The sequence below is a fragment of the Rhodocyclus gracilis genome (assembly GCF_009617575.1).
Lineage (GTDB): Bacteria > Pseudomonadota > Gammaproteobacteria > Burkholderiales > Rhodocyclaceae > Rhodocyclus > Rhodocyclus gracilis.
In genome coordinates this window covers 150666-164788 of sequence record NZ_WIXJ01000004.1, presented here as the reverse complement: position 1 = coordinate 164788, position 14123 = coordinate 150666, and the positions used below count along the sequence as shown (strand labels likewise).

The following is a 14123-nucleotide window of genomic DNA, read 5'->3' as shown; positions in this document are numbered from 1 at the left end:
GTCTCCCGCCTTCGGGCGGTTTTTTTTGTCCACGTTTTGGCGTGGCGTGAGCTTGCGGCCGGTCATACGTGCTGAATCGTGCTGATTTTCCGAACACTCCGAAACGATTCGAAACGAGCCTCCTGCGTTGCTGGGAGGATGGATGACCTCCGCTCCGGTATCATGACGGAATGAATTCCGCGAATTCGAAATGTCCGTTGCGCTGGATCGCTACGGCCCACCGCGGCGTGATCAGCGCGGTGGCGGCGGCGATGTTGGCCGTGACGGCGCCAACAGTCCTGTTTGCCGAGGATTTGCCGGATCTTGGCGAATCGGCGCGCGCTGATTTGTCGCCCCAGATCGAGCGTCAGGTCGGCGAAAGCATCATGAACGACATTCGGCTCAACGAGCCGACCTACGTCGACGATGCCGAGATATCCGACTACTTGAACCACCTCGGCGGGCGACTCGTCGCGGCGAGCCCCGATCCGGGCGGCAGCTTTTACTTTTTTGCCATCCGCGACTCGTCGGTCAACGCTTTCGCCATGTTCGGTGGCTTCGTTGGCGTCAATACCGGAACGATTCTGACGGCGCAAACCGAGTCCGAGCTGGCCGGCGTGCTGGCCCACGAAATCTCGCACGTCACCCAGAATCACCTGGCGCGGCAGATTTCGAAGGAAAAGCAGAATTCCGTCGCCAGCATGATTTCGATGGCGGTCGGTATCTTGGCGGCTCGCTCCAATTCGCAGGTGGCGGGCGCGGCCATCGCCTCGGCGCAGGCGGGGGCCGTGCAGGCGCAGCTGGCGTACTCGCGGGATTTCGAGCGCGAGGCTGACCGATTCGGCTATCTGGCACTGGAGAAGGCCGGCTTCGATGTGCGCGGCATGGCGGCGTTTTTCCAGCGTTTGCAGATGGCGGGTCGTGTCTATGAGAACAGCGCGCCGATCTATCTGCGCTCGCACCCGCTGACCGTCGAGCGCATTTCCGACATGCAGAACCGTGCGCAGAACGCGCCCTACCGGCAGGTCGTCGATAGCGTCGACTTCCAGCTGGTGCGCGCCAAACTGCGGGCGCAGCAGGGTACGCAGCGAGACGCCATCACCGAGTTCGAGACGCAGATTGCGGAGCGCAAGTACTCTTCGGCGCTTGCCGCGCACTATGGACTGGCGCGCGCCTACCTGCGGGCGAAGGATCTGGCGGGCGCGCAGCGCGAACTTGATGCGGTGAAAGCGCTGAGCAAGATTCCGACGACCAGTTCGCCGCTGATCTACGGGCTGGCCGGCGAAATTCGCGCCGCGGCGAGCGATCTGCCGGGGGCGTTGGCGGCGTATCGTGACGGGCTGCAGCGTTATCCGGCGGCGCATTCGCTGATCTACGCGTGTGCGGAAACGCAGTTCCTCCTACGCCAGTACGACGCCGCTTTGCGTTTTATCGATCAGGAGCTGCAACGCTACCCCTCGGATTTCAAGCTGTATGAGCTGCAAGCCAAGAATTACGCCGGCCAGGACAAGCGCTTGCAACAGCATCGTTCCCTCGCTGAGTTTTACGCCTTGCAAGGCCAACTCGGGCAGGCCATTGAGCAACTGCTGATCGCCCAGCGCGCCGGCGATGGCAATTTCTACGAACAGTCGGTGGTGGACGCGCGTTTGCGCGAACTGCGTCGTCAGCAGGACGACGAGAAAAAGCGCCGCAACTAGACGGCCGCCACCGTCCTTATCTCCGCAGGGAGCATCCATGGATTTCAACCGCGAACTCGACGTCACCGGCCTCAACTGCCCGCTGCCCATCTTGCGCACCAAGAAAGCCTTGGCCGAGATGGATTCCGGGCAAGTGCTGCGCGTGCTGGCGACCGATCACGGCGCACCGCGCGATTTCGAGGCCTTTGCCCGGCAAACCGGCAATCATCTGGAAAGCAGCACGGAAGAAAACGGTGTGTTTGTTTTTCTCTTTCGCCGCAAATGAGTTTTTGGCGCGCCCCCTTGGTGGGCGCGCCCTCGCATGGCGGGCCTTATCGGTATGAGTGAGTCGGCGTTCGCCCTCTTTGATGACGAGCATGGCGGCGCCTGCCTGCTCGAAGGCTTTCGCGGGGAACTGCCGCTCAGCGCGGCTGACAGCCTCGCCGCGGCCTTCGCGAGCATCGAAGCGGCAGCCGTCGAGGATTGGGTCGTTCTCCTTGCCGACTACGAACTGGGGCGTGCCTGTGTCGAGGCATCGCCTGCGCTTGCGCCTGACGCGGTAGTCTTGCCGCAGACGTTGGCAAATGGGCCAAGCGACGCGCCGTCGGCCTTCTCTTCTGCACCGTCTCCACTGCGGGCGTATCGCTTCGCGCGCTGTGCGCGGCTTGATGCGGTAGCGCTGGAGGCTTTTTTCGCCGAGAAATTGGCGCATCTGCCGGAGGAGTCGCGCGTAGCGGGCGTTGCCGAAATCGCTCCCCTGCTTGACCAAGCGGCCTACGCCCGCAGCGTCGAGCACATCCGGCAGGCAATTACGGCGGGTGACTGCTATCAGGTCAATTTCACCTTCCCGCTGCGGCTGGTGCCGTACGGCGATCCCCTCGCCTTGTACGTGGCCTTGCGGCGGCGGCAGCCGGTTCGCTACGGGGGGTTCCTCTCGCTGCCGTCCTTGTCGGTCTTGTCGTTTTCGCCCGAACTCTTTTTCGAGCGGCGTGGTGAGCGGGTCACCGTGCGTCCGATGAAAGGCACGGCGGCACGCGGCGGCCGTACGGACGAGGATGAGGCGCAGCGCGAACGTCTTCTGGCGTCTCCCAAAGAGCGTGCCGAGAACATCATGATCGTTGATCTGATGCGCAACGATCTCGGGCGCGTCGCCCGCACCGGTAGCGTTCGTGTCGATGCTCTGTGCACCGCCGAACGCTACCCGACGGTGTGGCAGATGGTTTCGACGGTGTCGGCGGAGGTGCCCGACGCCTCTCTCGGCGAGTTGTTTGCCGCGCTGTTTCCGTGTGGCTCGATTACCGGCGCACCGAAGCGCCGCGCCATGCAGATCATCGACGCGCTGGAAAGCACGCCGCGCGGTGCTTACACCGGCGCGTTCGGCTGGCTTTCGCCGGGCGGCGATTGCCGTCTGAACGTCGCCATCCGCACGTTTGCCATTCCGCATGCCGTATCCGGCGACGCGGAGGCTTTTGCCGCCTCTGCCTCCTCGACGCACTCGCCGCCCGCCGGGGCTCATCCCGCCAAGGAAGCCGCGACTCCTGTCGTGCACTTTGGCGTCGGCAGCGGCATCGTCATCGATGCCGATCCGGCGCGCGAATACGCTGAATGTCTGCTCAAGGCCCGCTTTCTCACGCGCCACGATCCGGGCTTCGAGTTGATCGAGACGATGCGTTTACAGCGTGTCGGCGCGCCGCTGCCCGGCGTCTGGCCGGAGCGCGATCTGGCCTGTGCGGAGTCGCTGGCCGCGTGCGGGACGGCCGAGCGGTATGAGGTGCCCTTGTGGCCGCGGCATTTGCAGCGCATCGGCGCATCGGCGCGGGCGCTCGGTTTTCGCTTCGATGCGCAGGCGGTGGAAGCGGAGTTGGCGCTATTGCTGCACGAGCCTTCACTGGCGCGTGCGCCGGTGTGGCGCGTGCGCTTGCTCCTGACGAGTGACGGCAGCTTTTCCTTGAGCCATTCGCCGCTCGAAGAGGTGGCGTCGGCGACGCCGCTGCTGGCGCGTATCGCCCGCGAGACGCAGCCTGCCGGCGATTACCTCGTGCGCCATAAGACCAGCGTTCGGGCGCGTTACGAGCGGGCCCTGGCGGAGTGTGGTGACGGCGTGGTGGCGAATGCTACCGGCGCCGCTAGTGCCGGCGATGCAGCGCCCGATACCGTACCGCCGCGCGAGCCATACTTCGACGCGATTCTCCTCAACGAGCGAGGCGAAGTCAGCGAGGGCGCGCGCAGCAACGTCTTCGTCGAGCGCGGTGGCCTACTGCTGACGCCGCCGCTGCGCTGCGGCTTGCTGCCGGGCGTGTTGCGCGCGGAATTGCTGGCGCAAGGGCGGGCGGTCGAGGCGGTGCTGCACTGCGCGGACCTGCTCGGCGAAGCGCCCGTCTATCTCGGCAACGCTTTGCGTGGCCTGCTACGCGTGCGCATTGCCGACCGCTAGCCGCCGCGTCAGGGCAGGCGCCTTCTTGCGGCGCCTTGGCCCTTCGCTAGCCTTTTTGTGCTCTGCTGGCTCTTGTCGGGCCTTTGCTTCGCCGGCCTGCTCCTCAGTGCTCAGTCCTCAGCCCTGTTTCTTAGGCCCGCTTCCCAAGCCTGCCTCTCAGGCCGTTAGCCGCGCCAGTTGGGGCCGTAGCTTGTCGAGCGTCGCCGAAAAGTCAGCGAGGCGTTGCCGCTCCTGATCGACGACCTTGGCCGGTGCGCGTGAGACGAACCGTTCGTCGGCGAGCTTGTTGCCGGCCTTGACGATCTCGCCTTCGAGACGGGTGATTTCCTTCTGCAGGCGTTCGCGCTCGGCGGCGACGTCGATCTCCACCTTGAGCATCAGCCGCGTTTCGCCGGCAACGGCGACGGGCGCCGCCGCGTCTTCCGGCAGCGTGTCGACGATGCTTATTTCGGAGAGCTTGCCGAGTGCCAGCATCCACGGCGCAAAAGCTTCGAGGCGCGCAGCGTTGCCGCTGGCGATCAGCGGCGTTTTCTGCGCCGGCGAGATGTTCATTTCGCCGCGCAGGTTGCGGCAGGCATAGACCAGCGCCTTCAGTTCGGCGATGTCGGCTTCGGCGGCGGCATCGATGCGCGCGGCGTCGGCGCGCGGGAAGGGCGCGAGCATCACCGACGCGTTGTCGGCGAGCGCCTTGCCGGTGGCGATCGGCGCCACCGTCTGCCACAGTTCTTCGGTGATGAACGGGACCAGCGGGTGCGCCAGACGCAGCGTCGCTTCGAGAATGCCGATCAGCGTGCGGCGGGCGCCGCGGGCGGCGGCTTCGTCGCCGCTCTGGATCGACACCTTGGCCAGTTCGACGTACCAGTCGCAGAACTCGTCCCAGACGAATTCGTAGATTTCGCGCGCGAGCAGATCGAAACGGTAATCGGCGTAATGGCGTTCGACCGCGGCGGCACAGCGTTGCAGGCGGCTCTCGATCCAGCGGTCGGCGGCGCTCAGCGTGAAGGGCGCGTCACCGGTGAAGCCGAGGTCCTGTCCCTCGCAGTGCATCAGCGCGAAACGCGTCGCGTTCCACAGCTTGTTGCAGAAGTTGCGATAGCCCTCGCAGCGCGCCAGATCGAACTTGATGTCGCGGCCGGGGCTGGCGAGCGAGAGGAAGGTGAAGCGCAGCGCGTCGACGCCGAAGGCCGGAATGCCCTGCGGGAATTCCTTGCGCGTGCGCTGCTCGATCTGCGCCGCCTGCTTCGGGTTCATCAGGCCGGTGGTGCGCTTCTTCACCAGATCCTCGACGCCGATGCCGTCGATCAGGTCGATCGGGTCGAGCACGTTGCCCTTCGACTTGCTCATCTTCTGGCCTTCGGCGTCGCGGATCAGGCCGTGCACATAGACGTCGCGGAAGGGGATTTTGCCGGTGATGTGCTTGGTCATCATGACCATGCGCGCCACCCAGAAGAAAATGATGTCGAAGCCTGTGACCAGCACCGACGACGGCAGGTAGAGGTCGAGCGCCGGGTTCGACTTTGCCGGCCACTCCGGCGTCCAGTCGAGCGTCGAGAACGGCCACAGCGCCGACGAATACCAGGTGTCGAGCACGTCCGGGTCGCGCGTCAGCGCGCCGGTGTAGCCGGCCCTGGCGGCGAGCGCCTGCGCCTCGGCGGCGTCGTGCGCGACAAAGACCGAACCGTCCTTGCCGTGCCAGGCCGGAATCTGGTGACCCCACCACAGCTGGCGCGAGATGCACCAGTCCTGGATGTTGTTCAGCCACTGGTTGTAGGTATTGACCCAGTTTTCCGGAACGAAGCGGATTTCGCCCGAGGCAACGACGTCGAGCGCCTTCTCGGTGATCGATTTTCCATCGGCGCCTGGCTTGCTCATGGCGACGAACCACTGGTCGGTGAGCATCGGCTCGATGACGACGCCGGTGCGGTCGCCGCGCGGCACCTTGAGCTTGTGCTTGTCGGTCTTCTCCAGCACGCCGAGCGCTTCGAGGTCGGCGATCACCGCCTTACGCGCGTCGAAGCGGTCGAGGCCGCGATACTTCTCGGGCGCGTTGTCGTTGATCTTGGCGTCGAGCGTCAGGATGCAGATCATCGGCAGCTGGTGGCGCAGGCCAACCGCGTAGTCGTTGAAGTCGTGCGCCGGCGTCACCTTGACGCAGCCGGTACCGAATTCCATGTCCACGTAGGCGTCGGCGATGATCGGGATTTCGCGCCCGGTGAGCGGCAGCTTGACCGTCTTGCCGATCAGCTCGCGGTAGCGCGGATCTTCCGGATGCACCATCACCGCGGTGTCGCCGAGCATCGTTTCCGGCCGCGTCGTCGCCACCGTCAGCGCTCCGCTGCCGTCGGCGAGCGGGTAGCGGATGTGCCAGAGGAAGCCGTCTTCCTCCTCGCTCACCACTTCCAGGTCGGAAACGGCGGTATGCAGCACCGGGTCCCAGTTCACCAGCCGCTTGCCGCGGTAGATCAGGCCTTCGTTGTAGAGGCGGACGAAGGTCTCGGTGACGATCTTGGAGAGGCCGGCGTCCATGGTGAAGCGCTCGCGCGACCAGTCGGGCGAGGTGCCAAGGCGGCGCATCTGCCGGGTGATGGCGCCGCCCGAGTATTCTTTCCACTCCCACACTTTTTCGACGAATTTCTCGCGGCCGAGGTCGTGGCGCGAAACGCCCTGCGCGTCGAGCTGGCGTTCGACGACGATCTGCGTGGCGATGCCGGCGTGGTCGGTGCCCGGTTGCCACAGCGTGTTGTCGCCGCGCATGCGGTGGTAGCGCGTCAGCGCGTCCATGATCGCCTGATTGAAGCCGTGGCCCATGTGCAGCGTGCCGGTGACGTTCGGCGGCGGCAGCAGAATGCAGAAGGCGTCGGTCTTGGTGGTGTCGAGGCCGGCCTTGAAGTGGCCGGCGGTTTCCCAGACGGGATACCAGCGGCGTTCGATGTCGGCGGGTTCGAAACTTTTGGCGAGAGGCATGGTGGCGGAGGTCTGGAAAGTGGAGGCGGCGCTCGTGCTGTGCGTGTCAGGCGCACAGGCGCGGCGAAAGCCGCCGATTATAGCGGATCGCGTCGTCCTGACCGGTGCGGCTGTCTGGCGTCGGGCGGGGTTTGGCAGCGCGTCAGCGCAGTAGTGGCGCCTTGGCGGCGTTGCGCGAGGCGGCTGCGGCGGTCGCTGGACGTCGAGTTGCGCAGTGGCCTAGTCGGACGCGGTGTCGGGCGGGGGGGGGCGTGAGCCGCGGTGCGCCAGAAATTCCTTGAGCGCGTTTTCGCCAATGGCGCGCACATCGCGTCGCACGGTGTCCGCGAGGTTTTGGCAGGCGGCCTCAATGAGCGCGGGCAGTTCGCGTTCCAGATAGGCGCTGAAGGTTTGCCCGAGTTCGCTGGCCAGCTGATGGGCAAGGCGATCTTCGAGAGCGGCCGCTGTCATGCCGCCGACGCTCGCTTCCGGCGGGACGACTTCGGTGAGGACGGGCAGGTCTTCGTCGTCCGCGTCGTGCGCGGCTAAGGGGGCTTTAGGCTCGCTAGGTGTGTCGGCCGAGGACGCAAGCGTATCGGCTGTCGTCGCGAGCGCGGGTGGGAAAGACGTAGACGTTGCCGGTACAGGGGCGGTGGCCCTGGCCTCGGGCGGTGGTACGGGGGCCGGGCGCGGTGCGGCGACGAAGCTGCGCCGCCGCTGGATAAACGAGTCGGTGCGCAGAACGACATCCTGGAGGTCGCTGCGGGGGGCGCCGTGCCGAAAGTCGGCGTCATGGAAGTCGCTCTCGTCACCCGCGCTGCGACGGGGAACCAGTCGAAGTGTTTCCGGGGTGTCGGTGGCGTCGCTCATTCGCCGTGTCCAGAAAGGTCGAAGAATTTGACCGAGAAATTGTACTCGCGATAGCGGCGCACACGTTCGCGCCCCGCCTGCCGCATTTCCGGCGTGTCGCCGACGACTTCGATGATGGCGCCGAAGCGCTCGGCGTCGGGCGGGATGTCGTCGCCGAGATTGACGAGCCGCTCGCAACGGTCGGGAGCGGCGAGCGTGCGCGCAATGACGACGGGTGTCTGTGCCGCCAGCGGCGATCCGGCCCGCACGTGCGGGATGAAACCGCCGACCGGATGCAGCCAGAGCTGCCGATCGAGCGCGTCGGCCACACCGTCGTCGGGAGCAAAAACGAGAAGAGCCTTCTGCTGCATGCAGGCCTTGCCGATCAGCCGGGCCGCTGCGACGACGCGATCCGTCGCGTCGTGGTAGAAGAAGACGTGCGTCAATTCAGTATTCCGGAGCGCTTGAGCAGGTAGTGCGTCAGCAGATGCACCGGCCGTCCCGTGGCGCCCTTGTCGGCGCCGCTTTTCCAGGCGGTGCCGGCGATGTCGAGGTGCGCCCATTCGTACTTGCGCGTGAAGCGCGAGAGGAAGCAGGCCGCGGTAATGCTGCCGCCCCAGCGGCCACCAATGTTGGCCATGTCGGCGAAGGGACTCTTCAGCAACTCCTGGTAATCATCCCAGAGCGGCAGTTGCCAGGCGCGGTCGTGGGCTTCGTCGCTGGCAGCGATGAGGTCGCGGGCGAGACCTTCGTCGTTGGCGAAGAGGCCGCTGGCCACGTGCCCCAGCGCGACGACGCAGGCGCCGGTGAGCGTCGCGACGTCAATGACCGTCTGCGGAGAGAAGCGCTCGGCGTAGGTGAGGGCGTCGCAGAGGATCAGGCGTCCTTCGGCGTCGGTGTTGAGGATTTCAATGGTCTGCCCCGACATCGACGTGACGATGTCGCCCGGCCGGCTGGCGTCGCCACCCGGCATGTTCTCGGCGGCAGGGACGATGGCGACAAGGTTGATCGGCAGTTGCATGGCGGCGCAGGCCTTGAGCGTGCCGAGCACCGTCGCGGCGCCGCACATGTCGTACTTCATTTCGTCCATGTCGGCGCCCGGCTTGAGCGAAATGCCGCCGCTGTCGAAGGTGATGCCTTTGCCGACGAGTGCGACAGGCGCGGTGTGCGCATCGCTTCCCCGGTAATGCAGGACGATCAGTTTTGGCGCTTGCCGCGAACCGCGGGCCACCGACAGCAGCGCATTCATGCCTAGCTCTTCCATGTCGGCGCGTTCGAGGATCTGGCAGTCGAGGCCATATTCCTGCGCCAGTGCCTGCGCGGTTTCGGCGAGATGGCCGGGCGTGCAGACGTTGCCCGGCAGGTTGCCGAGATTTTTCGTCAGCGCAACGCCGTCGGCGATGGCCTGACCTTGCGCCAGCGCCGCTTCGGCCGCCGCCAGTTCGTTGCGGCGCTCGACCGCGAAGGTGAGCTTGCGTAGCGGACGGCGGACTTCTTCTTTCTTGCTCTTGAAGCGGTCGAAGCGATAGACCGCCTCTTGGGCGACGATGGTCGCCTGCCGCACGCGCCACGCGACACTGCGCTTCCTGACGGCGACTTCGGTGAGAAAGACGACTCCGTCGAAAGAGCCAGTTTCGTTGAGGGTGCGGACGGCGGTACGGATCGCCTGCAGGTATTCTTTTTCGCGGAACTCTTTCTCCTTGCCGAGTCCGACCAGCAGGACGCGGTCGCAGAGTGCGCCGGGGACGTTGTGCAGCAGCAGGGTTGAGCCCGTTTTCCCTTCCATGTCGCCGCGACGGATGACGTCGGACAGGTAATTGCGGGCGGCATTGTCGAGCAATTCGGCTGGTAGGGTGAGCTTGCGCGGTTCAAAGACGCCGACGACGACACAGGCGCTGCGCTGCTTCTCCGGACTTCCGCTTTTTATGCTAAATTCCACGCCCCGGATCTCCGTCAGTGAAGTTGCTTGCAAAAGAATCAATTATCACAGCTGTATTTCGCTAAAGTCAAAAGATGATCTTTCATCGCGCCGTGCGGCGTGAGCTGACGCATGCGGCAGCCGGCGTATTTGTCGCACTTTTCGCCATCATGGCCACGACCCAGCTGATACGCCTCCTGACCGAGGCGGCAGCGGGTAAAGTGGCGCCCGAAGCTGTCGCGGCGCTGCTCGGATTTGCGGCTCTGAATTACCTGCCGATCCTGCTCTCCTTGTCGATGTTTATCGCGATTTTGCTGACGCTTTCGCGCAGCTATCGCGATTCGGAGATGGTTGTCTGGTTTTCATCCGGGTTGTCATTGACGGCATGGGTGCGTCCGGTGATGACCTTCGCCTTGCCGCTGGTGCTGGCGATTGCCCTACTGTCTTTCCTGCTCTCCCCTTGGGCTCTGTCGCAGAGTTCGGAGTTTCGCGAGAAGCTCAGTACGCGTAACGACGCGGCGCAGGTGTCTCCGGGCGCCTTTCAGGAAGCCTCGAGCACGGAACGCGTGGTTTTTGTCGAGGCGGTGGCGGACGATGCCAGCTATGTGAAAAACGTCTTTGTCAGCTCCGTGCAAAACGGACGCCTGGGCGTGACCATGGCCGCGACGGGGCACCCGGAGACGGCCGACAACGGCGATCGTTTCCTCGTGCTCGACAAAGGGCGGCGCTACGAGGTCGAGCCGGGTCTGCCGGATTTCCGCATTCTTGAATTCGCGCGCTACGCGGTGCGGATCGAAACCAAGGAGGCGCAAGGCATCCAGCGGACGCCGCGCGATCTGCCGACGAGCGAGTTGTGGCGGGAGAATCTGCCGGACTATCAGGCGGAATTGCTCTGGCGTATCGGCATCCCGCTGTCGGCGGTGGTCTTGGCCTTGCTGGCCATTCCGCTTTCCTTCGTTAATCCGCGCGCCGGGCGTTCGGCCAACATGCTGCTGGCGCTCTTCATTTACATGATTTACAGCAACCTGCTGTCGGTCAGTCAGGCATGGGTGGCGCAGGGCAAGGTGTCGTTTGCCGTCGGGACGCTGCTGGTGCATGTGCTGATGCTCGCCTTGTTGCCAATCCTGTTCTACCGACGCATCGCCGTCTCTTCCTTCCTGGCGTGGCGCCGATGAAGATTTATCAGCGTTACTTGTTGCGCGAGACTGTCGCGGCGATCCTGCTGGTCCTGGTCGCGTTTCTGGCGTTGTTCGGTTTCTTCGACCTGATCGCTGAGCTGAAGGATGTCGGACACGGTGGGTATCAGTTGCATCACGCGGTTGCCTACGTGCTGCTGTGCCTGCCGGGGCGCGTGTATGAACTGATGCCGGTGGCGGTGCTGATCGGCACGCTCTACGCCTTGTCGACGCTGGCGCGGCATTCGGAAATCACGGTCTTGCGCGCTTCCGGCTTGTCGACGCAGGGCTTGCTCGGCAGCTTGTTCCTCGTTGCGGCGCTGGCAGCGGTGACGACGTTCGTCATTGGCGAGTTCGTGGCGCCGCCGGCGGAGCGCGCGGCCAACCAGCAACGCATGAAGGCGATGGGTAACGTCGTCGCGCAGGAGTTTCGCACCGGGCTATGGGTGAAGGACGAGCGGACCTTCGTCAACGTGCGCGTAGTCCTGCCAGATGCGCGCCTGCGTGGCGTGCGGATTTACGAATTTGACGATGCGGCGCGGCTGCGTTCGGTCAGCGATGCCGAGGAGGGCGAATTCGCGGCTCCCGATGGTTGGCGTTTGACGGGTGTTGTGCGCACCGTGCTCGACGGCGAGCGCGCCCGTGTCGAAAAGGTGCCGGAAATCCGTTGGCAGTCGGCGCTCAACCCCGACATCCTTTCGGTGTTGATGGTGGTTCCCGAGCGCATGTCGCTGGCGCACTTGAGTACCTATATCCACCACCTGTCCGAAAATCACCAGAAGACGCGGCGCTACGAAATCGCGTTGTGGAAGAAGATGATTTACCCGCTGGCGGCGTTTGTCATGGTGGCGCTCGCCTTGCCCTTTGGCTACGCGCACGACCGGGTCGGTAGCGTCAGCCTGAAGATATTCTCGGGCGTCATGATCGGCATCTTTTTCCACATGCTCAACGGGCTATTCTCGAGCCTGGGTACGATCAACAACTGGCCGCCGTTGCTGAGTGCAGTGGCGCCTTCGGCGCTCTTTCTGCTGGCGGCGGTGGCGATGATCGCCTGGGTCGAGCGCCGCTGACGACGCAGAGGGACGGCGCCTTGCCGTCAGGCTTTTGGGGCAGGCGGCAGCAATGCGATGCGCGTGCCGGCCAGACGGTCATGCAGAAACTGCCCATCGCGGTCAAAAAAAGCCCAGAAAATGCCGACGCCCCCAAGAAGCAGGCTCGGATAGCTAAGCAGGTAGCGGATCAGCGCCTGCGCCGGGCGAATCGGCCCGCCTGCGGCATCATGCAGCTTTAGTCGCCAGGTTTTCATGGCCAGCGTTTGCCCGCCATGCGTCCAGAACCAGCCGAAATAGAGCAGCAGGGCGAGGAAGAAGTGTGCCTGCAGGACAAGTGGCGTCGCCAGACGATGCGTGAAGGCACCAATCAGTACGTGCGGCAACACCATCAGAATGAGAAGTGCTGCGGCCAGCAGCAATATTTCGTAGGCCATGCTCGCCAGCCGCCGGGGGATTCCGGGGCGGGCGTTGAAAGAATCGCTCATTAGGGATGTGTGGCCGGTTCGGCGGCAATGGGGGCGCTCGGCAGGGGCGCCGGTGCCGGGGGCGGAACGGTCGCGTCAGCTGGCTTCAGGAGCTTTGCGGGCGCAGGAGCGACAGGGGCGGTGGCGCCAGGCACAACGCCAGCGGGCGCGGCGTGGCGTCCGGGTTTCGGCGTCGCGGCGGCGGCTGCAGCCGCCGCCTGTTCCTGCAGGCGGCGCTTTTCGTCTTCGGGCAGGCTTGAGTACGCCTCCCATTGTTGCTTAAGTTCCTGTTTCTTTTCGGGAGGCAGCTGATTGACTGTCTGGTATTTCAGGCGCGCCGCCTGACGTTGCTGCGGTGTCAGCTTCGTCCATTCGTACATCTGCGCCTGCACCCGTTGCTGCTCCGCCGGTGTCATCGTCGCAAAGCGCTGGGCGATGCCCAGCCATTTCTTGCGACGATAGTTCTCCATCTTGTCCCAGTCGCTGGCCAAGGGCGCAAGGACACTCTGCTGCTGGAAGGCAAGCTCATTCCAGGTCGGCTGCGGTGGCGTCGCGATGATCGTCGACGGGCCGATGTTGGTCGTCGCCGCCCAACTACCGGAACTCAACAAACAGCTCAGCGCTACTGCGATGCTGAGGAGCTTTTCAACCATGCATCGAAGCCTTTGTCGGTAAGGGCGGCCACCGGCAAGTCGTCGGCGAGCAGGGCACTGTCAATTTCTTCCAGGTCGGAAATGCTTTGATCGGCGTGCCAGTAGGCGGTGAAGGCGATACACAGCGCCAACGCCAAGGCGGCCAGCAGTTGATCGATGCGGACGCGCTCGACGCGTGAGTGAACGTATTCACCGACCGTGGCGAGTACCGAGCTGGAGGCGGCTACGCGTTGCCGCGACAGGGCGAGTTGGCGCGCCGCCTGCAGTCGTGCGGTCGTTTCGGCAGGCAGTTCATGCAGGCCACGGTTCAAGCGTAGGCGAAGCTGGCGTGCAAACTGTAGTTCTTCGGCTTCGTTCATAAGCTAACTCCTTTTGCTGCGAGCGCAGCCGCCAGTGTGTGCGTGGCGCGCGAGCAATGTGTCTTGACGCTACCCTCCGAACAGCCCATGGCTTGGGCAGTTTCGGCGACGTCCATATCTTCCCAGTAACGCATCATGAAGGCTTCCCGTTGACGTGCGGGGAGCGCCATGATCTCTTTTTCGATCAGTTTCAGCGTTTGTGCCTGCTCAAACTGGCGGTGCGGCGTGTCGGGGGAATCGTCGCCGTCTTCCGTCTGAAGGGTGTCGAGCGGATCCTGATCCTCGTTGTCGCTGGTCGTGAGTGAGGAAAAGAGCGTCGTCCACAGCGAGCGTACCTTGCTGCGTCGATAATAGTCGCGGATGGTGTTTTGCAGAATGCGCTGAAACAGCATCGGCAACTCTTCGGGCGGCCGGGTGCTGTATTTTTCTGCAAGTTTCATCATCGAATCCTGCACGATGTCGAGCGCAGCTTCTTCGTTGCGCACGGCAAACATCGCCTGCTTGAAGGCGCGGCGTTCAACGGCGGCGAGAAAGTCGGACAGTTCTCGTTGGCTGGCCAGAGGAGGATTCCTTTTTTTGAAACCCGGAGCATCGGCGTTGCCCCCCGCGATGTCTCATGGA

Annotated in this window: 13 protein-coding genes; 5 read left to right on the top strand and 8 right to left on the bottom strand. The window is 64.3% G+C overall.

Features of this window, described 5'->3' with window-relative positions; translation table 11 throughout:
• Positions 1–170 precede the first annotated feature (170 nt).
• The 3 genes from GHK24_RS07940 to GHK24_RS07930 are packed head-to-tail and all read left to right on the top strand — an operon-like array spanning position 171 to position 4089.
• Positions 171–1676, top strand: coding sequence for a M48 family metalloprotease (locus tag GHK24_RS07940; protein ID WP_228384606.1), 1506 nt, complete (start codon positions 171–173; stop codon positions 1674–1676).
• 37 nt (positions 1677–1713) lie between these two features.
• Positions 1714–1941, top strand: a complete 228-nt coding sequence (locus tag GHK24_RS07935; protein WP_153471717.1) for a sulfurtransferase TusA family protein — start codon at positions 1714–1716, stop codon at positions 1939–1941.
• Positions 1942–1995: 54 nt separating this feature from the next.
• Positions 1996–4089: a chorismate-binding protein gene (locus GHK24_RS07930; RefSeq protein WP_153471714.1), complete on the top strand. Its 2094-nt coding sequence runs from the start codon at positions 1996–1998 to the stop codon at positions 4087–4089.
• Between the two features lie 156 nt (positions 4090–4245).
• Here the strand turns inward: GHK24_RS07930 and GHK24_RS07925 are convergent, their stop codons facing one another.
• The 4 genes from GHK24_RS07925 to GHK24_RS07910 all read right to left on the bottom strand — a co-directional run bounded on the left by GHK24_RS07925 (position 4246) and on the right by GHK24_RS07910 (position 9820).
• Complete coding sequence (locus tag GHK24_RS07925; RefSeq protein ID WP_153471711.1) at positions 4246–7053, bottom strand: valine--tRNA ligase; 2808 nt, start codon at positions 7051–7053, stop codon at positions 4246–4248.
• 219 nt (positions 7054–7272) lie between these two features.
• Positions 7273–7902 carry a hypothetical protein gene (locus GHK24_RS07920; protein WP_153471706.1) on the bottom strand — a complete coding sequence of 210 codons (630 nt, stop codon included), beginning with the start codon at positions 7900–7902 and terminating at the stop codon, positions 7273–7275.
• Positions 7899–8327: a DNA polymerase III subunit chi gene (locus GHK24_RS07915; protein WP_153471703.1), complete on the bottom strand. Its 429-nt coding sequence runs from the start codon at positions 8325–8327 to the stop codon at positions 7899–7901. Before GHK24_RS07915 ends, GHK24_RS07920 begins: the two co-directional genes overlap by 4 nt.
• Positions 8324–9820, bottom strand: a complete 1497-nt coding sequence (locus GHK24_RS07910; RefSeq protein WP_340666140.1) for a leucyl aminopeptidase — start codon at positions 9818–9820, stop codon at positions 8324–8326. The genes GHK24_RS07915 and GHK24_RS07910 overlap by 4 nt, the downstream gene beginning before the upstream one ends.
• 74 nt (positions 9821–9894) lie before the next feature.
• On the opposite strand from GHK24_RS07910, the gene lptF reads away from it, so the two are divergent.
• Both lptF and lptG read left to right on the top strand, forming a co-directional pair.
• Complete coding sequence (gene lptF / locus GHK24_RS07905; protein WP_153471700.1) at positions 9895–10974, top strand: LPS export ABC transporter permease LptF; 1080 nt, start codon at positions 9895–9897, stop codon at positions 10972–10974.
• Entirely contained in the window at positions 10971–12044 is a 1074-nt protein-coding gene (gene lptG / locus GHK24_RS07900) for an LPS export ABC transporter permease LptG (RefSeq protein ID WP_153471697.1), read from the top strand. The genes lptF and lptG overlap by 4 nt, the downstream gene beginning before the upstream one ends.
• Before the next feature lie 26 nt (positions 12045–12070).
• Here lptG and GHK24_RS07895 read toward each other — a convergent pair whose 3' ends face one another.
• The 4 genes from GHK24_RS07895 to GHK24_RS07880 are packed head-to-tail and all read right to left on the bottom strand — an operon-like array spanning position 12071 to position 14062.
• Positions 12071–12511 (bottom strand): RDD family protein, encoded by a 441-nt coding sequence (locus GHK24_RS07895; protein WP_153471694.1) that lies wholly within the window; start codon positions 12509–12511, stop codon positions 12071–12073.
• Positions 12511–13143 (bottom strand): DUF3106 domain-containing protein, encoded by a 633-nt coding sequence (locus tag GHK24_RS07890; RefSeq protein WP_153471691.1) that lies wholly within the window; start codon positions 13141–13143, stop codon positions 12511–12513. The genes GHK24_RS07895 and GHK24_RS07890 overlap by 1 nt, the downstream gene beginning before the upstream one ends.
• Positions 13113–13502, bottom strand: a complete 390-nt coding sequence (locus GHK24_RS07885) for a DUF3619 family protein (protein ID WP_153471688.1) — start codon at positions 13500–13502, stop codon at positions 13113–13115. Before GHK24_RS07885 ends, GHK24_RS07890 begins: the two co-directional genes overlap by 31 nt.
• A complete protein-coding gene (locus GHK24_RS07880) occupies positions 13499–14062 on the bottom strand; it encodes an RNA polymerase sigma factor (protein ID WP_153471685.1) in 564 nt (187 codons plus the stop codon). The genes GHK24_RS07885 and GHK24_RS07880 overlap by 4 nt, the downstream gene beginning before the upstream one ends.
• Positions 14063–14123 lie beyond the last annotated feature (61 nt).